At 43.7% G+C, this 18,655-nt stretch carries 12 protein-coding genes and 2 CRISPR repeat arrays; of the genes, 2 read left to right on the top strand and 10 right to left on the bottom strand.

Translation table 11 applies throughout. The annotated features are described in order from the left end of the window. Positions 1 to 889: 889 nt before the first annotated feature. Positions 890 to 1,324: direct repeats of the CRISPR family, unit length 37 nt; unit sequence TGTTGTAACAGATTAGAAAATGCGGTCAAGCCGCAAC. 44 nt (positions 1,325 to 1,368) lie between these two features. Next, on the top strand, positions 1,369 to 1,542 hold the full coding sequence (locus H3S83_RS11715; RefSeq protein WP_370541349.1) for a hypothetical protein: 174 nt from the start codon (positions 1,369 to 1,371) through the stop codon (positions 1,540 to 1,542). Between the two features lie 401 nt (positions 1,543 to 1,943). Beyond that, positions 1,944 to 2,559: a CRISPR direct-repeat array (repeat unit 21 nt; unit sequence GTTGTAACAGATTAGAAAATG). A gap of 34 nt (positions 2,560 to 2,593) precedes the next feature. Here H3S83_RS11715 and H3S83_RS09620 read toward each other — a convergent pair. Then, on the bottom strand, positions 2,594 to 3,985 hold the full coding sequence (locus H3S83_RS09620; RefSeq protein WP_198239546.1) for an MFS transporter: 1,392 nt from the start codon (positions 3,983 to 3,985) through the stop codon (positions 2,594 to 2,596). Between the two features lie 437 nt (positions 3,986 to 4,422). Between H3S83_RS09620 and H3S83_RS09615 the strand changes: the two genes are divergently transcribed. Continuing rightward, positions 4,423 to 5,799: an MATE family efflux transporter gene (locus H3S83_RS09615; RefSeq protein WP_198239545.1), complete on the top strand. Its 1,377-nt coding sequence runs from the start codon at positions 4,423 to 4,425 to the stop codon at positions 5,797 to 5,799. Positions 5,800 to 6,037: 238 nt separating this feature from the next. On the opposite strand, the gene H3S83_RS09610 is transcribed toward H3S83_RS09615, so the two are convergent. From H3S83_RS09610 to H3S83_RS09570, 9 genes are all read right to left on the bottom strand, one after another. Beyond that, on the bottom strand, positions 6,038 to 7,249 hold the full coding sequence (locus H3S83_RS09610; protein ID WP_198239544.1) for an MFS transporter: 1,212 nt from the start codon (positions 7,247 to 7,249) through the stop codon (positions 6,038 to 6,040). A 1,199-nt stretch (positions 7,250 to 8,448) separates the two neighbouring features. After that, a complete protein-coding gene (locus H3S83_RS09605) occupies positions 8,449 to 9,387 on the bottom strand; it encodes a hypothetical protein (RefSeq protein WP_198239543.1) in 939 nt (312 codons plus the stop codon). Positions 9,388 to 9,798: 411 nt separating this feature from the next. Then, a complete protein-coding gene (locus H3S83_RS09600; protein WP_198239542.1) occupies positions 9,799 to 10,833 on the bottom strand; it encodes a dipeptidase in 1,035 nt (344 codons plus the stop codon). Between the two features lie 444 nt (positions 10,834 to 11,277). Further along, positions 11,278 to 12,099 carry a bifunctional allantoicase/(S)-ureidoglycine aminohydrolase gene (locus tag H3S83_RS09595; protein WP_198239541.1) on the bottom strand — a complete coding sequence of 274 codons (822 nt, stop codon included), beginning with the start codon at positions 12,097 to 12,099 and terminating at the stop codon, positions 11,278 to 11,280. Between the two features lie 224 nt (positions 12,100 to 12,323). Next, the gene (locus H3S83_RS09590; RefSeq protein WP_198239540.1) at positions 12,324 to 13,268 is read right to left on the bottom strand and encodes a LysR family transcriptional regulator; all 945 of its coding nucleotides are present in this window, start codon (positions 13,266 to 13,268) and stop codon (positions 12,324 to 12,326) included. A gap of 51 nt (positions 13,269 to 13,319) precedes the next feature. Further along, a complete protein-coding gene (locus H3S83_RS09585; protein WP_246741742.1) occupies positions 13,320 to 14,102 on the bottom strand; it encodes an ABC transporter permease in 783 nt (260 codons plus the stop codon). Between the two features lies 1 nt (position 14,103). Continuing rightward, on the bottom strand, positions 14,104 to 14,877 hold the full coding sequence (locus tag H3S83_RS09580) for an ABC transporter ATP-binding protein (RefSeq protein ID WP_198232759.1): 774 nt from the start codon (positions 14,875 to 14,877) through the stop codon (positions 14,104 to 14,106). Between the two features lie 44 nt (positions 14,878 to 14,921). Next, positions 14,922 to 16,214, bottom strand: a complete 1,293-nt coding sequence (locus tag H3S83_RS09575; RefSeq protein WP_198239538.1) for an ABC transporter substrate-binding protein — start codon at positions 16,212 to 16,214, stop codon at positions 14,922 to 14,924. A gap of 711 nt (positions 16,215 to 16,925) precedes the next feature. Next, positions 16,926 to 18,368 carry an FAD-dependent oxidoreductase gene (locus tag H3S83_RS09570; RefSeq protein WP_198239537.1) on the bottom strand — a complete coding sequence of 481 codons (1,443 nt, stop codon included), beginning with the start codon at positions 18,366 to 18,368 and terminating at the stop codon, positions 16,926 to 16,928. Between the last annotated feature and the right edge of the window lie 287 nt (positions 18,369 to 18,655).

The following is an 18,655-nucleotide window of genomic DNA, read 5'->3' as shown; positions in this document are numbered from 1 at the left end:
AAATGCGGTCAAGCCGCAACAACAACCCAAGAGAAATCAAAACGCGATCGGTTGTAACAGATTAGAAAATGCGGTCAAGCCGCAACGGGTAAATATCGTACCGCCAAGAATGGCCGGTTGTAACAGATTAGAAAATGCGGTCAAGCCGCAACATTGATGTGAGCGACTAACTCTTTCATGGGGTTATAACAGATTAGAAAATGCGGTCAAGCCGCAACGGCTGACACTGCTCCCAAAGTTGCAAAAGAATTGTAACAGATTAGAAAATGCGGTCAAGCCGCAATAGAACGCTGGTAAAACGTCGCTATACTCAATCTTTACTTACTTAATTATGTTATTCATTGATTTGTTCCTCTTATTCTGTTATATTTAAGATGCGCCGAGTAAGGAACGCCATGGCTTTTAGCGATGTGGGGATTGCATTTCCGGCCCCCCGGCGTGTTACTTTCCTTTCTGTGATATACTTCTTTTTCTGGTTTTTATCGCAATTTGTTTGTTTTATACTTCAGGAACTGTCGAGGCTTGCGGCAGGTTTCTTCTCTATCGAATGTCGGGTATCCGTTTTTTGCTTTGATACTCACTCATCATTATCAATTTTCCGATTTTATGGTGTAGGTGAGTGATTTCCGAAACAGCAGAGACGATAAGGTCTGATTATAGGTTGCTCGTTGTTAGCAAATGCTAATTTAGAAGGTGTTCCAAGCGGTGAGAGATTTAACCACTTTTCTGAATTGGCAACCCATTTGAAAATGGTTGGATTTTTACGGAAAAGCTTGGAAGACACGTCAAAAAAATCGAAAATTGCCGGTGTTATTTTAATGAAAAACGGCATTTTTTTTAAAAAAAATATCCACTTAAACCTAATAAAACAAAGGGTTAAGTGGACATCGGTTGTAACAGATTAGAAAATGCGGTCAAGCCGCAACAGTTACGTTGTCTGTTTTTATCGGAACCATGTTGTAACAGATTAGAAAATGCGGTCAAGCCGCAACCATATTTTCGGCGAGCTCAAAATATGCTTGTTGTAACAGATTAGAAAATGCGGTCAAGCCGCAACAGGAACTACGATCGTCAAACCTGATCTCTGTGTTGTAACAGATTAGAAAATGCGGTCAAGCCGCAACTTTACATCCGCGCCGTTGAACGGCTGCTTGTTGTAACAGATTAGAAAATGCGGTCAAGCCGCAACTATGTGTACCGCGTCCGGCGCCAACGCCATCGTGTTGTAACAGATTAGAAAATGGGGTCAAGCAGCAACTAGTCGTTGCTCCAAGATAGCGAAACCAATGTTGTAACAGAGTAGAAAACGCGGTCAAGTTGCGACGGAACGCCGGTAAAACTTCGTCATAATCAATCTTTACTTACTTCTTGATACTGTTTGTTGAATTTATTTTTCAATTCCAGTATATTTTTCTTGGACACCGAGCCATCCGGAGCGCCACCTTTTTGGTGTTGGGGGGGGGCGACCCAACGGTGTCGTCAAATTTTGCTTTTTCCGCTTTCTCAAAATTTCCGGCATCGTTTGAAGTAAAGTCGTTATAAATATTTCTTCCGAGCGTGTCTTTTGCAGATCGCTTAGCGAATGTTTACTGCCATAATAATTGAATGCGGAAATATAGCCATTTTGACTTTTTTAAATTCGTTTTCCAAAATTTCGTGTTCGGTGATTGAGGAATAAATTTCCGATGTCGCTTTGATATGATGCTTACGTTTACGGATTAAAACACCTTTGCCTGAACGATGAAATTACGATATTTTTTTGCCTTAAGGGGCAAGCAAATTGATCGTGCGCTTATGTGAAAATATGATTAGATTTTCAGGTAAAACGTGGACGACACGTCAAAAAAATCGAAATTTACCGGTGTTATTTTAATGAAAAACAGCATTTTTTTTAAAAAAATATCCAATTAAATCTTATAAAACAAAGGGTTAAGTGGATATCGGTTGTAACAGATTAGAAAATGCGGTCAAGCCGCAACGACACATGGACGACGTTAAACAATAAAGTGGTTGTAACAGATTAGAAAATGCGGTCAAGCCGCAATTAAACACCTGATCGACAGACGGGCCATAGAGGTTGTAACAGATTAGAAAATGCGGTCAAGCCGCAACTGCTGGCATTGCTTAATAAACTCCATACAGTTGTAACAGATTAGAAAATGCGGTCAAGCCGCAACAAAAGGCAGCGGCGAAATACACTTTAAAGGGTTGTAACAGATTAGAAAATGCGGTCAAGCCGCAACTAAACGAATGATTGAGCAGTGCGGCCTCGAGTTGTAACAGATTAGAAAATGGGGTCAAGCCGCAACTGTCATGGGGAAATCCTTTTGCTTTTCAAAAGTTGTAAAAGGTTAGAAAATGCGGTCAAGCCGCAACAGTGTCGACCGGCACAATCGCTTTCATTTTGTTGTAACAGATTAGAAAATGCGGTCAAGCCGCAACTAAAAATCGAATTAACTTCTTCAACGCTAAGTTGTAACAGATTAGAAAATGGGGTCAAGCCGCAACTATCGCGGTTATGTAGACACAATCGAACGCGTTGTAACAGATTAGAAAATGTGGTCAAGCGACTGTAGAATATGTTTTGGTTTCATCAGTGTTGTGCAGTGGATTGTTTGCTTTTTTCGTTCAAGGCATGGCCTGCATCACAGGGCAATGTGCGGAAGATGAAGAAAGCAAGTGCCGAGATGAAGCCGACGACGAAAAAGCCCGTATGAAAATCGCCAAGTTTCAATATATTGTCGTGAAAGGAGCTCGCAATTTCCAGAACCGCGCCAGCAATTGCAATGCCGAGCGCCATTGAAGCCTGTTGGGCAACGGCTGCAATCGGCGTTGCCTGACTGATGTCTTCTTTGGCGATATCGGAAAAGGCAAGGGCATTGACACCGGAGAAGAAAAGCGAGCGCAAAAAGCCGCCGAACAAAAGCACGACAATCATCAGTAAATAGGGTGTGGTGGGGTAAAACAGGCCATTGGAAGCGGTAAACATTGCCGAGACGAGAGAACCCGCCATCAACACCTTCCGAAAGCCGAAATGGGCATAAACTTCTTTTGCGCCGAACTTCATGCCAAGCGAGCCGATGGCCGCAGCAAGAACCATAAGGCCGGATTCAATCGGCGAAAGGCCAAAGGCAAGTTGCAGCATCATGGGAAGCAGGAAAGGCACGGCTCCAATGCCGAGCCGGAAAACGCTGCCGCCGATAATGGCACGTGCAAAAACCGGATCGGAAAAAAGCTTAAGGTCAAGAAGCGGAGCTGTGCGGTTTTTGGCGTGTTTGATGTAGATGGCGCCGAAAATCACGCCCAAAATGGTGACACTTATGCCGACACTTTGCGGCAAGGCGGGAAGGCTCACAATCGAAAGCCCGAAAATGAAGCCGGAAAGGCTGATTGCCGAAAGGAAAAAGCCTGTCCAATCAAGCGGGCGGATATATCTCTTTTCATTTTTTGGCAGATAGATTGATGACAGCACAAGCCCGATAAAACCGATCGGGATGTTGATGAGGAAAATCCAATGCCATGAAAAAAAGGTGGTAATGAAGCCGCCAAGCGGCGGACCTACAAGCGGGCCGACAAGGGCGGGAATGGAAAACCATTGAAAGGCAATGACAAGCTGGTTTTTCGGCGTGGATTTGACGAGAAGTAGCCGGCCGACAGGTGTCATCATTGCGCCGCCTATGCCTTGCAAAAAACGCGACAAAACAAAGGAATGGAGCGAAAAGGAAAAAGCGCAGCAAACAGAGCCTGCAAGAAAAACCACAATGGCAACACGGAAGATAATGCGCGCGGTGAAACGGTCGGAGATCCACCCGCTTATGGGAATGAAAACCGAAAGTGCCACGAGATAGGATGTCATAGCGAGTTTGAGCGCGATGGGGCTTGTGTTCAAATCGGCGGCAATGGCGGGAAGGGATGTGGAAATCACATTGGAATCCACATGTTCCATAAACAAAGCGACAGCCAGAACCATAGGAAGAATATGCATTAAATAACCCGAACCCGATTTTTGAACGATGGAACCTTTATAACCAGTGTGCCTATATAGACTGAAAAACCTTTATGACTCTAAAACCTTTATAGATGAAAAAACTGATATGGCCTAAACCGATAGAACCTGAAAACTGTTTGTGACAGAAAATCGCGACAATCCCGATACCATCATTTAGACCGACATTATCTTGACCGGTTTCAACTGTGAAGAACAGTGAGAGCGACAAAAACCGGCTTCACTTTATCGTGGTTTTTCATTTCATTCTTGACCTTGAGAGAAAAATAAATTCTTCATCACATGTGTTCATGGAAAGTCCGAAAGGGCTACACATAACATTTACGACACCTATATGTTTTATATCATTCTTTAAAAACGAAGTTTTATCCGCTTCGGGTCAATCATTTTCAAAAAAGCGCTGATGGAGCGTCCACTTGCCGCATAAAAAAACAATTGTTCTCACTAATCTGACTGAAGGCCCGATCACCAGAACGTTGCTTCTCTTTGCCATTCCGACATTGCTTTCCAATGTTTTGCAATCGCTCAACGGTTCGATCAACACAATCTGGGTGGGGCGGTTTTTGGGCGAAAGTGCACTTGCGGCAACGGCCAATGCCAATATCATCACCTTTCTTTTGTTTGCCCTTGTTTTCGGTTTCGGTATGGCGGCAACCATTATGGTTGGCCAATCCATCGGGCGCAAAGATTTGCACCGTGCGCGACAGGCTTTTGGCGCATCTATCGGCTTTTGTCTGTTTCTCTCGGTGGTTCTTGCGGTTTTGGGCTGGTTTTTTTCGCCTGAAATCCTGCGCTTTCTTGAAACACCGGCAGATGCTTTTACGCTGGCTGAAGATTATTTGCGGGTTATCTTCCTTGCTGCACCCCCCGATCTTTTGATGGTCATGATTATGATGGGGCTTCGCGGGGCAGGAGATTCCATGACGCCGCTCATTTTCATGTGCGTCAATGTTGTGCTCGATATTATTTTTAACCCCGTGCTCATCTTGGGCTTGTGGATTTTTCCGGAAATGGGCATTGCGGGGGCTGCCGCCTCGACATCGGTTTCGGGCTATCTCGCGCTTTTTGCCATGAGTATCTATATCTATGTGAAGAAATTGCCTTTGCGGCTTAAAGGGCGGGAACTCACCTATATCTGGCCGGATTTTAGCCTGATGCGCTTTATCGTGCTGAAAGGCTTCCCGATGAGTCTGCAAATGGTCATCATTGCGACATCCGGCCTTGTCATGATTGGCCTTGTCAATCAGGAAGGTGTGACCACCATTGCCGCCTATAACATCATGCAGCAATTATGGACCTATCTGCAAATGCCTTCCATGGCGGTGGGAGCGGCGGTAAGCGCAATGGTTGCACAAAATATCGGCGCCGGTCACTGGAACAGGATTTCCAAAACCACATTGATCGGCTGCGCTGCAACATTTGTCATGACAGCCATTCTGCTTGGGTTATTGCTCATTTTCGATCGGCCGGTCATTATCCTGTTTTTGGGCAATGACAGCGCGGCCGTACCAATGGCGCAGCATATTCAGGCAATTGCAAGCTGGAGCTTTCTGTTTTTCGGCCTTGCAATGGTGCTCTTTTCAACAGTTCGTGCCAATGGCGCGGTTCTTGTGCCGCTCATTTGCCTGTTCATTGCCGTCTATCCGGTGCGGCTTGGCTTCTACTACATGTTTTATGGTTCCATGAAGGCCGATGCCATTTGGTGGAGCTTCACCGTCGGTGCTTTTGCCTCGCTCATTCTGGCGCTTTGCTATTATCTTTCGGGCACATGGAAAAAACAAAAAGTGCTTTAGGTTTCTATAAGGTGTGAAGCAGCGACAGCTTGATCGCGCTTGGCTCTTCAAGCAAATTTAACAGGAAAAGCTTGCTTCAAAAGAGAGCAAAAAAGAGGGAGAAAAGCTCTTTTGTGGCAAGGGATAAAAAGCTGCTTGAAGGGAGGCCCAAGAATAAGCGGCTTAAGGCAAAATCTGCCAAAGCTGGTGGACTTTGAAGAAAGTGACGAAACAGCGAAAGGCCGGAAGCGTGCACCGTTCAGGAATTTTCAAGAATGGTTTTTGGCTTTGGTGTTTTGGGTTTGAGATATTTTTGCCCGAACACCGTTAAAATTAGCGCAAGAAAGCCGCCGACAATGGAAACATAAAAGCCGCTTTCGGGGTTAAAAGCATCAATCAGTTTTCCCGAAATGGCAGCTCCTGCAGCGACCCCCATTGCCATTCCGGTTATTCCCCACGACATGCCTTCGGTGAGTTTTTCAGGCGGTACAATTGTGTCGATCAATGACATGGCGATGATGATTGTGGGTGAACAGGCGGCACCTGCAATAAGAAGCACAATGCTCAAATTCCATAAGTTTGTAACAAGCAAGAGTGGCAATGTTGTAACCGCTGCAATGGCTGTGGCAACGAGAAGCTGTTTTGACAATGTTATGCGGGCAGGCAGTGCACCATAAACAATGCCGGCAATGAAAGAGCCTGCCGCATAAAGCACAAGTGGCAGAGCAGTGTAATTTGTCTGTTGTAGCGATTTGCCGATCGCCACGGCCGAAATTTCCGCAGTGCCGAAAATGGTGCCGACGCAAAACATAATAACTGTGAGTAGCGCAATCGAAAAAAGCCGGATAACCGAAGTGGAGCCTTTTTGCCGCTTGCCATGGGCGACCGGCTCGGTCGATTTTTGTAAGGTAAAGACTAGGCCGGCAATAAGCATGATAAGACCGGCAGCAAGCGGTCCGGCAGCCGGAAACAGATGGTTTGTAAGCTCGATCGCAATAATGGGGCCGACCATGAAGATCAATTCATCAACAATCGATTCATAGGCAAAGGCCGAACGCAAAAGCGGCGAACCATGATAGAGTTGCGACCAACGTGTGCGCACGAAAGAACCGAAACTCGGCATAAAACCGATGAGAATTGCGGCAATAATCAAGATGAAAAGCGGCGCTTTATATTGTGCGGCAATCAACAAGCCGCAAAGCGACAGAAAAGAAATAAAAAGTGCCGGACGCGCCACACGGGCTTGCCCGTATTCATCGGCAAGTTTTGATATTTGCGGCGTAATAATGGCATTGGAGAGAACATAACTTGCCGAAACGAGACCGGCAGTGGCATAGTCCAAGCCTTCAATGGCAAACATCGTCATAATGCCGATGGAAATCATCGATATCGGAATACGTGCAAATACCCCCGTTACCGAAAAGGCAACAGTGCCGGGTTTTTTGAATAATTCGCGATATATATTGGCCATGACAAATGTCCTCAAGCGCCCTTCAAAGGCGTTTCCTTCATCTATTGACATCACGTGCTTATGTCAATTTCTGCAGCCTTTAAATGAATACCGTTTATTGTGGGATGAATAGCTGCTTGAAAAACTATTTACCCATTTTGCCTGATTGGCAGGGGAAAAGCAAAATTATCTCAAAAAACATGGCAGAAACTCAAGCGTGTATTGCTCGACTGAAACGCGTGATCAATTCTGTTCAAAGCATTCTGATTGTTTTTTTCAGGAATGCGGTTGATGGATTAAAATCCTGACCATTTTGCCAAGACTATCGGTGGGAAGAAAAAAGAAGCGCGCGAGTCCCATTCGTTTTATTGGAAAAATGTAAACACAATGCGCTTACTCGCTTGTGTTGCATAGATAAAAGCGAGGCGTTGAATTCATCCGCAAAGATTTGCCGCTATGGGCTTTGAAAGCTATAGCTGAAAAATTTTTTTCTTGAACGGGGCGGATGCCATGAGCCTCAAGATTGTTAAAGGAAAATGTATCTTTGCCAGAACTTTAGTGAGACAAAAGATATTCCCGTTGAAACTGTAGCGTTTTGATGCGCGTTGGTTTTTCAATGCAGACAACGCCGGTTCACGTTCCGGCGTTACACAAAAATCATTTCAAATACGTTAGTCTGGACAATTTATGTTAGTATATCATGTTTAAAATATACAATTTTAAAATTTTAAAAGTTTACTCTTAACTTAAAAAAATAAACATATTAAAATTATTTTGAATGTATCTTGTCACATATATCATCTTTTAATTTTTGAGCTTGAATAAAGTTAACTATAAAATATGCAATAGAAAACAAACAAAATATCAAATTTAAATATTGAATAAAAATATTCGTATTAAATAATATTGTTATATTTTTATACAAATATATATAAATAGATAAGTTAAATTCACTTGTAAAAAATACAGAAATATACAATACAGTTGAAATTGAAAAAAACAATATATACGCATTTCTGATAACATTTAACCGTCTTCTAATAGCTCTGATATACTGTACATTTTTAATATTATTTAAATCAAACGTTATTATCAACCCCATACCGACCGAAAAAATTATACCAGACACATTGTAAATAGTAGATAAAACATTGTTATCCAAAGAAGCCCCAAAGCATCCGTAGATAAACAACGAAAGTAAAAAAATAGAAATTAGCCGTTTAATCTGTATCATCATTTTTTATTTCATCAATGAATCTTAACATATCGAGTCGCATCTGTTTTTCATCTAGACTACCATCGTCTGTTATACTTATATCAATTGTTTTTGTACGTTCAATTTTACTTCCATTAAATTTTCTCCCTTTTTTGTCGGTAAAAGTGATAGCATCTGAATCGTTTATATTCTTTAAAAACGTTCCATATTCCTTCTGGAAATCCTCTTTACTCATGCCGCGTGGTTTTTTAATTCGCAAAATGAGTTTCGCAGTGATGATGTCATTTTCTTCAATGTCCTTAAGTTCAGCATGGTCGGACAATATCAAAGATAATAATTTGTTTCCTAAAGAAATTAATTTTAATTTCTCATCGTGGTACACTCCCTTTTCGGAGCTACGTTCTATACCTGAATTGAGACTTATTTCCTTGAGATCTGTGAGTTTTATTTCTTTAGGTAGAATAAGTTTTGGAGTAAATATGTAAAACTGTGTATTAAGTAACCAGTTGACATAAGTTTCGAAACTGCTCTTTATATTTCTGTTACCTGAAAGGTTACAGATAAGATATTCATCTTGGATGAGAAAATAAAATCTGTTGACGTTAACGTAAGAAGATTTATGATCGTTACCATTGATAAAATCTTGAACACTAAATTTTTTCTTTGATAGCAAATCATCCGAAATGTTACCAACTTCGTTGGAACGTTTTATTCTAAGCATAGTTCCAAATAAGTGTTCTGCTCCGAATTCGTTACTTTTATCATAATTGCAACATAAATCAAATTCTTCATCTGAACTAGATGGGTTCATTGGCATCATTCGGTCTAACGAATTGTTAGTATTATCTAACTTAGTGCTAAGATCATCTAATAAGCTAGTTTTATTCATATCCTTTAACGTAATAATAAAGGCACGTAATTTCACCTTGGATGTGTTTTTCATTTTTTCCCCTTAAGGCTATATTAGATAAATATTAATAACGAAATTTATTGTATTCTCTCCAGCTTTAGGGGTAGCAAAATCTTAAAATTTATGATAGCAAAAAAAAGAGAACAAAACAAGAACAAAATAATTTTATTACACAAAAAGAAGTGTTAAACGAAGCAACTTCGCTTTTGCGAAAAAAGCTAAATTAGATTTTTCCGATGTGAGGTTTAGAAATAATATATTCAAAAATAGGAAAAATCAAATCCATAGTCTAACAGAGTAAAAATAAATAAAAGCGCTTACGATATTTTGATTTTCGTATGCTGCCCATTCAATTATTTTTAATCGTCGGTTATCTCATGCCGGAAGTCTCAGTTACCGATTAAACGAATTACAAGTTATAATGCTGAAACTACTACAAGTAACTTATTCGCCCCAAGTGCGTTCCAGAACGGAGATCCAGTTTTTCGAGGTGATTTTCTCGATCTCGTCATGGTTGAAACCGGATTTTTCCATTTCGGCCACAAGCTTCGGCAATTGTGAACAATCATGCAATTCATTCGGAATTGTTGTGCCATCGAAATCCGAACCGAGGCCGACATGTTCCACACCGACAATATCGACGATATAGCGCATGTGGTTGATAATGGTTTTAAGCGGTGTGTCGCGGTTGCGTTCGCCATCTTCGCGCAGGAATTTGACACCGAAATTGATGCCGACCAGCCCCTTGCTTTTTCCGATTGCGCGCAATTGCTCATCGGTGAGGTTACGGCTTTGATGGCTCAAGTGATAGGCGTTGGAATGGGAGGCAACAAGCGGCGCATCGCTCAATTTTGCAATGTCCCAGAAGCCTTTTTCATTCATATGCGAAAGATCAACCATAATGCCGAGCTTGTTACACTCGCGAACAAGTTTTTTGCCTGTATCTGTCAAGCCCGGTCCAATGTCGCCGGTCGAACCAAATTTGAACGGCACTCCGAAACCGAATATATTGGGTCTGCTCCAGACGGGACCGAGGCTGCGCAATCCATCCTGATAAAGGCGGGCAAGCTCTTCCAGATTTTCGCCAATAGCTTCCGCACCTTCAATATGAAAAACCGCAGCAAATTGGTGCGCCTTGATTGCTTCTTTAATATCACGCGCGGTTTTGCAAATTTTGAAACGTTCGGGTTTCAGCTTTTCAATATCATGGAGAAGCTTTGCCATTTCCATGGTGGGCTTTGTAGCGTCTTTTAACAATAATTCGGGATAGACACCGTTTTCATCCGGCTGAAGATCAACCGATGGCGGATAAACCGCACAAAGCCCGCCAATAAGGCCGCCTTTTTCAGCCTTTGGCAGGTCAAGTTCTGCACTTTCAAAACCATTGATGAAAGCCGAAGGGTCAAGGTTTTTCTCGTCGCGGATTTTGGAGAGAATGTCATTGTGCCCGTCAAAACATTGGATGAGTGTTTCAGCCATAAAAATTGCCTTATCAGAATGTGTTTTCAAATCATTATTCTTATACGCCACTATTGAGCTTTAAAACAGCAACTGACAAAAGTTTGATTGTGGGGGAATTTTCATGTCTATTTTCTGCTCGCCCCCGAACAAAGTTTTCCCTGTGTCGGGAGAGGTGCGTTTAACATTAAGGAAAACGCGAAGAAAACCTGAATGGAGCGGGCTTAGTCCGGCCGCAAGAAGGGCGGCAGAATAGGCCAAAAGCTTGACGAACAAATGCGGCAGGCTCCTCACGACGATGAGCCTTTTAAAGCATGGTTAGCTTTAACGGTTGTTTGCCATTCAAAACTCACGGTTTCAAAACATGAGTAGAGTTTTGGCTTCGAAAATTTTCGCTTTGCTAAAGTTTTGCCCGCCAAAATTTTGCCTTCGCAAAGTCTCGCCTCGACAGCCCGTAGTTTCGCCTTACCAGAGTTTTGCGTGCCGGTTTATATCTTTATAGAGGAGATAACGGAATGGTTCCGGCCCGCCCGCATAGCAGGCTTGCGGACAAAATGCGCGCAACCACATAAAATCGCCTTTTTCGACTTCCACCCAATCATCATTCAGCCGATAAACGCCTTTGCCTTGCAAGACATAAAGCCCGTGTTCCATAACGTGGGTTTCCATGAAAGGAATATGAGCGCCCGGCATAAAGGTGACAATGGCAACATTCATGTCATGGCGCATGTCGTTCATATCCATGAAACGGCTTGTCAACCATACACCCTCATGGCCTTTCATTTCGGCAGGCGTTATTTGCTGGTCGGAAGAAAAAATCGCATCAGGTTTATCAAGCCCATCCACTTTTTCATAAGCTTTGCGGATCCAGTGAAAGCGCGCGGTGGTTTTTGCTTCATTCCATAATTGATAATCTTGCCCCGCTGGAAGATAGGCAAAGCCACCTTTGTGAAGAACATGTTTTTCGCCTTCAAGCACAATGGTGAGTGCACCATCGGTCACAAAAAAGACCGCTTCCGCACGCTTGTCGTTTTCCGGATGTGTGGAGCCACCTGAAGGTTCGATCTCGCCGATATATTGGGAAAATGTTTCTGAAAAGCCGGTCATCGGGCGCGCCAACACCCAGAAGCGGGATTTTGTAAAAAACGGCAATTGGCTTGTGACAATATCCGTCATGACAGAAGCGGGCATCACCATATAGGCGTCTTTAAAGGTGGCTTTGCTGCTTAAAAGTTCGGAACGTGGTTGTAATCCGCCAAGCGGAAAATAATAGTCTTTCTCATTCATGGAATTGTTATCTCCTCTTTTGTGAGCGCTTTTTCAAAAAGTCTCACTTGTTAAAAAGTCTCTTTCGTCGCAAGCCCGGCTCGTCAAAAAGCTTTTAAAACCCCTTCAAAAATTTGCTCCAATTTTTCGTGTTTACTCGTCTTGTTCGTCAAGATTTTTAAAAAATATTTCATCTGACAATCTTTGAACCAGTTTCGCGCTGTCGCAAACAGATGTTATAATATTTACTCTGCCTCTTTTTCTTCTCCGGAAAAGTTTGGATTGCGTGGTCCAAGACTTTCTTTCATTTGTTCCATCAATACATGTTGAAACTGTTGTTCAACCGGTTTTAACACGCGGCTTGTCTGGTGAAACAATGTCAAAATGCGGTAGGCCGGATGGGTAATCACGGGAATGAAGAGAAATTCATCGTTAAACCCTTCCGGCAATTCTGTGCGGCTTAAAATGGAAACATAGTTTCCCGTTGCAACGAGTTGAACGATCAATGGAATGGATGATGTTTCGACAATCGGAACGGCGGTCACAAGCGGGGGCCCAAGCGTTTCGATGAGCGATTTCAATTTTGTGCCTTTTTCGGGAAGCACCAAAGCTTCGCCGATAATTTCGGCAAGATTGACTTTGGTTTTTCCTTGCAAGCGTTTTTCGAGACTATGACCTTTGCGAAGAAAAAGCCCAAGCGGGCATTTCACCTCTTTATCAATTGCAAAACGGGGCTGCTTTTCAATGTCATAGGCCAAAGCAAGATCGGCTTTGCCATCAAGAAGCACATTTTGTACATCTTCATTTTGCGCGGTCAATACGTTGATTTTTGTAGATTTATGGTTTTGCTGGAAGTCGACAATTGCTGAAAAAAGAAGAGTAGCAACGAGATTTTCCTCGCACACAATTGTCAAATTCTGGCGGATAACACCTTTGAGAGCTTTAATCTCGCTCAACATCCGCTCTTCATTGCGCATTGTTTCGCGGATATGTCCAAGCACCAGTTCGCCGGTGGCGGTGAGTTCCAGCCCCTTATGGCTGCGGGAAAAAACCGGTGTGCCGATTTCTTCTTCAAAGAGCTTTATTTGCCGCTGGATGGCAGAAGCGGCAACATGAAGCTTTTGTGCGGCACTCCGTATCGAGCCGGAACGTGCCACCTCGTCAAGATATTTCATCAAACGGTGTTGCAAAATGTTTAATCCCCCCTTGTCCGTTTTTTATGTTTTGGAGCTTTTCTATTTTCAACCCTTTTTGATACTCCACGGGAAGAGAAGTTTCTGGGTAAAAATAACAAGTTGGAACAAGATAAGCGATATGGCAGCCAACACAAAAAGCCCCGCCCAGGCTTGTGGTATTTTATAAATCGAGGTGGAAAGCTGGAGGAAGAAACCGATGCCCTTGTCGGCCGAAACAAATTCGGCAACAACCGCACCGATAACACATAAAGTAATGGAAATTTTCAAGGCCGAGAAAATATAGGGCACGGCATAGGGCAGGCGGATTTGCAATATTTCACGGCGAACCGGTGCGCGGAGCGATTTTGACAATTCGATAAGTTCGGGCGGTGTAGAAAGAAGCCCTGTCGAGGTGGCAATAACCAGCGGAAAAAACGAAATAAGAAAGGTGATGAGAATGCGCGGAAAGTCACCCGAACCGAAGGCAACAATGACAATCGGTGCAATGGCAACAACCGGTGTCGACTGGATAATGACCAATAACGGATAAACCGTTTTTGATAAAAGCGGCGAGCGGATAAGACAGACAGCAAGCGGCAAGGCAATCAGAATGGATACAAAAAAGCCGAGAAGTGCCACCCGCAAAGTTGCAAATATATGAACAGCCCAACGCGATCCATCAATCACATGGAAAGCTTTAAAAATTTCAACCGGCGCCGGCAGAATGAAAGAGGGAACGGCAAATACCGTCACCGCTATTTGCCAGATCACAAGAATAGCCACAATCAGCAACACTGACGGTAAAGCCGACAAGAGCGAGGAGAGGTGAAACAGCTTTATCTTCCTCATTTTAAGCGAGCTTTGGCTTGATGAGGAGGTTTCTGAGGGTGTGAGCGAAGTCATGGACCACCTTTTGGTTTGCAGTTTCGGCGTTGCGTGGCCGTCCGAGCGGCACGTCGAGTTCGGTTAAAACAGTTCCCGGCCGACCGGCGAGAACGAGTACACGGTCGGCAAGAATGGCAGCTTCATTGACAGAATGGGTAATGAACAACACGGTTTTAGGCCGGTCGGCAAAAATTCTTAAAAGTTCAAAACCCATTTCATCGCGGGTTAATGCATCAAGGGCGGAAAACGGTTCATCCATCAACAAAATATCGGGGTCGAGATGAAGCGCACGGGCAATGCCGACACGCTGCTGCATACCGCCCGACAATTCGTCCGGCATACGTTTTTCAAAACCGGTAAGACCGATCATGCGCACAAGTTCGTGGGCTTTATCAATATCGGCGGAATTGACCTTGCCGAATTTGTGTTTGATCGGAAAAGTAATATTGTCCACAATATTGAGCCATGGCAGCAGTGTCGGACGCTGAAAAACAATGCCGACATCTTCGCGTGGTTCCGTAACCGGCATCCCGAAAACTTCCACCTTGCCTTGTGTCGGCTTGAGAAGACCGGCGATCAACCGCAAAAGCGTGGATTTGCCACAACCGGAAGGACCCAATACCGCAAGAAATTCGTGATAGCGAACATCGAAACTAATATTGTGAAGCGCTTCTGTCCGCCCTGTTGATGTTGTGAAAAACTGGCTTAGCCCTTCAAAACGGATAGAGGGGGGAGAAATCGCATTGCCGGATTTCATTTCCATGGATTGCAATTGGCTTGGTGTCATTTGAAGCCCTCCAGATTTTCGGAAAAACCGGTTTTAACGGCACTTTCAGCAGTCACCGCATTCGGGTCGAGGTTTAAAGCTTCGGCAGTCTTTTGCCATGTGCGTTGAAGCTTGTCGCGACGGTAAGTGCCAAGGCCGTATTGATCTGTCTCGTCATTGTAAATGAGCTTCAATGTATCCTGAAGCGACCCTTTAACACTCTGCCGATCAAGTTCGGGAACACTTTCCATCACCGCATCCACCGCCTCATCCGGATGTTCATGCATGAATATGATCGACTGGCGATAGGCCTTGATAAAGCGGGTGAGAACCTCGGGCCGTTCGGAAATGAATTTGTCTGAGGCAATCAGCGAACTTCCATAAAGATCAAGGCCGCTTTCCACCCACGGAAAGGCTCTGATTTCTTTATGCGCAATTCTCGCCTGCTCTTCATAGCGCGTATAATCGGTGAGCCACGCAATAATCACATCGGTCTTTCCTGTTATCAACATCGGCCCCAAAGCACCGGAGTCTACCCGTGTAAGCGCAATATCATCCATGGATAAATTCTGCGTTTTCAGGAAAGGCGGCAAGAAAAGGTTGGAAGCGGTAAAAGGCGAGGTGGCAACGGCTTTGCCCTTTATGTCGGCTATCGAGTGAATGGGACTGTCGGAAAGGACATAAAACGCATGTGGCGTTTTGTTGAAAATTGCCATAACCGCGCTCACCTTCACATTTGCGCTTACACGCGCAGCCATAAGCGCGGTGATGTCGGCTGCCCCCACATCGCTCACTCCGGCAGCAATGCGGGTAATCGCGTCATTGCCGCCACGCCCGGGTTCAATGGCAACATCAAGCCCTTCGGATTTGCAAAAGCCTCTGTTCACACAAACATAAATCGCGGTTTTATCGCCACCGGGTAACCAGTCGAGTTGAAAACGCACTTTGTCAGGGGCTTTTTGAATCTCTTTGGCCTCAATCGTTTGGGAAAACAAAAGAAGCGCCAAACTCCCACAAAGAAGACTTGATGAAAGAAAACTGGCCGAAAAAAGTCTTCTTGGAAAAAGACTTTTCAAAGCAAATTTCATGGCCTGAAAACTAGCAATCGGAAAAGCTTGTTTAAAAGTTGAAAAACCTTGTCTGAGCGTTTTCGGGATAAAGCTTTTTATATCCGCCCTTTCGAGGCGCAGTATTTTTGAAGTTGCAATTTTCATTTTGCCTTCGAGGCAAGAAGTGAGGCTCATTGAAGAGCCGGTGCGAGGAAGGGAATGAAAAGCACTGTCGCTATTGTTTCGGCATTTTGCCTGCATGGACTTTTCCTCTCCCGCTTAAAAAAGCATTGCGGTTTTTTTAAAAAACCCGAAAAACCGAACGGGCATTATGAACAATTTTGAGTTATGCCATTTGTGCTGTCGGGTATTATCCGTTTTCAAAAAACCGGATAATCAGCACAAGAAAGGCGGCGTATAGACATTCAACTTACGAAACCAAGCGTATTTTTTAACCTATAGTGTCATCCTGTATTTGCCGGAAAACCTTATTCTCTCTCTTTGAAGATGTTTTTTTCTTCTTTTAAAAAAGAAAACCGGTTTTATTTCCGACACCCCAAGATTTGCACGAACAACCTTTGAAAACAAGAGAAAAAACTTAAAAAATAGGCGTTTTTAGTTATTGATTAAATTTTATGCAATTTTACAAATAAGAAAATGAAAGAATAAAAAGATCAAATAAAATCAATGATTTGAAAAAACACTATTGACCGGCTCCGGTGCAGCCTCTGCGCTTTTATTAAGCGTTCTTAAAATTCGCACGGGTTGATCTAAATTCTCTTAATACTGCTTTCGACTTTCGAGCGGGGGAAGAGTGAATTCAGGGCTTAAAAAATCAAACATAAGAACAATAAAAATCGCGCCACAAAGGGCGCGATTCTCAATGATATTCAAAGAAAAATGAAAAATTCTGTTGTTTTTCGGAAAAGCCGGTTTTGGCAATTGCCAATTATCCGTTCACCCGAATGGCTTTTAACCGGCTTTTCCCATGGCGACCGGTTGGGGTGCTGTCAATTCCTTCTCGTCAAATGATCTCAGAAGGTCATAATGATAATCGGCATCTTCGCAGAACAATTCACTGCTCACCCCATAGGCAAGTCTGCGAACACCGAATTTCAAAGCCGAAATTCCCGCCGATGCGGCAAGGCTTGGCATACCGGCAAAAGTATAAGTGAAAATGCGTTTGAGATAAGGCGCTTCACCTTTCACCTTTTCCTGAAATTGGAAGTTTTTCCCAAGATAAGGGCAGCTTGCAATCACCGCATGTTCTTCACCCGCTGGCGGGGTAAAATGGTCGCCCCAGGTTTCGATTTTATCGGCAAAACGGGCAATTTCCGGCCGCGTTTTAAGGTCGATAATCAAGCCTGTGCCGACAATCAGAAAATCGAATTTATCACTTTCATGCGGTGTGACAAGAACAAGCTTTTCACCATCCATCCGGCAGCTTTTAATGGGGCTTGCAAGTTTCAGTTCATAATTGTCGAATTTTGTGCACCGTAAATAGGAATCCTGTGTTGGCGGCTGGTTGACATCGAAGAGATATTTCATGAACTGCCATTTCTTGTCGTCATCAAGATCGGCAAAATGGCGCAAAAACCCGCTATATTCCATAAAACGGTAAGGGTTGACTGTTGGCAAAATGGAACGTCTGACAAAATGCGTTACCGATTTTGCCCCATGTTCCAAGGCTGTGGCACTATTGTCGAAAGAGGATGAACCACCACCGACAACGGCAACACGCTTGCCGGCAAGTTTGTCAAAATTGATTGCTTCGGCCGTGTGAGCATAAACTTTCTTGTCAAGATTATCCTTGAACATGTCCGGCACAACCCATTGGCCGCTTCCCTCAATACCGGTCGCTAAAACCACAAGGCGCGTATAGATTATATCGGCTTTGCCGTTTCTTTCGATATGAACTGCAAAAACATCATCTTGCACCGGCTCTATATCGGTGACAATTGTCCGGTTTGTCACCTCTATATGGGTAACTTTTTTCAACCAGTCGAGATATTCTGCCCAAAGATTAGTCGGGATTTTATAAAGCTCTTCCCATGATTTATGCCCAAAACGCGCTTCCCACCAGGCACGCACTGTCAAACTGCCAATGTCGAGATCAGGTCCTGTCACATATTTCGGTGTGCGCAATGTGTGCATACGGGCGTAAGTGCGCCATGGCCCTTCAAAGCCGGCTTCATTTTTATCCAGAATGGCAATGTTTGTAACGCTTTCCCGCCGCAATTGTAGCGCCAATGTCAAACCGCTTTGTCCGCCGCCAATAATCACAACATCCTTCACCGGATTGCCGTGATATGTCTTCGGTTTTACCCATTGACGGGCAGGATAGTTCAAACATTCAAGATCGTATTTTGCCTGCCGTTCAAGCTTGGCAAGATTTATTTCGCTATTTTCTGGCATGTCTATTCCCCATTATTGGCAGGCCAAGGAACAAGCTCCGGCTTTTAAAAGAACCTTGGCTGCCGGTTTAAAACGGGGATGACACTTTCTGTCCGGATCGACCCGATCGACCCGCAATACGCTTTATGCCGGTGGTTGAAAGGCTAAATATAAGGCAGAAAGTTGTCAAGATTAAAAATTAGGCAAAATCAAATATAATTTGCTGTTATTTCAAGCAAAACTCACTGGTTGGCACGTTTAAATAGGTTTTTATTTTGCTTGTTTTCCGTTTTGGTTTGTATTTTTTC

It is taken from the genome of Bartonella sp. W8122 (assembly GCF_016102485.1).
In the GTDB taxonomy this organism is placed as follows: domain Bacteria; phylum Pseudomonadota; class Alphaproteobacteria; order Rhizobiales; family Rhizobiaceae; genus Bartonella; species Bartonella apihabitans.
The sequence above is the reverse complement of the archived record's forward strand: the minus strand, read 5'-3'. Positions and strand labels throughout refer to the sequence as shown.

Bases quoted from the DNA above. Each gene is read 5' to 3' on its own strand.
- H3S83_RS09575 (WP_198239538.1), bottom strand. From the start codon at position 16,214: ATGCAGGCAAAATGCCGAAACAATAGCGACAGTGCTTTTCATTCCCTT.
- H3S83_RS09595 (WP_198239541.1), bottom strand. From the start codon at position 12,099: ATGAATGAGAAAGACTATTATTTTCCGCTTGGCGGATTACAACCACGT.
- H3S83_RS09620 (WP_198239546.1), bottom strand. From the start codon at position 3,985: ATGCATATTCTTCCTATGGTTCTGGCTGTCGCTTTGTTTATGGAACAT.
- H3S83_RS09600 (WP_198239542.1), bottom strand. From the start codon at position 10,833: ATGGCTGAAACACTCATCCAATGTTTTGACGGGCACAATGACATTCTC.
- H3S83_RS09605 (WP_198239543.1), bottom strand. From the start codon at position 9,387: ATGAAAAACACATCCAAGGTGAAATTACGTGCCTTTATTATTACGTTA.
- H3S83_RS09610 (WP_198239544.1), bottom strand. From the start codon at position 7,249: ATGGCCAATATATATCGCGAATTATTCAAAAAACCCGGCACTGTTGCC.
- H3S83_RS09585 (WP_246741742.1), bottom strand. From the start codon at position 14,102: ATGAGGAAGATAAAGCTGTTTCACCTCTCCTCGCTCTTGTCGGCTTTA.
- H3S83_RS09570 (WP_198239537.1), bottom strand. From the start codon at position 18,368: ATGCCAGAAAATAGCGAAATAAATCTTGCCAAGCTTGAACGGCAGGCA.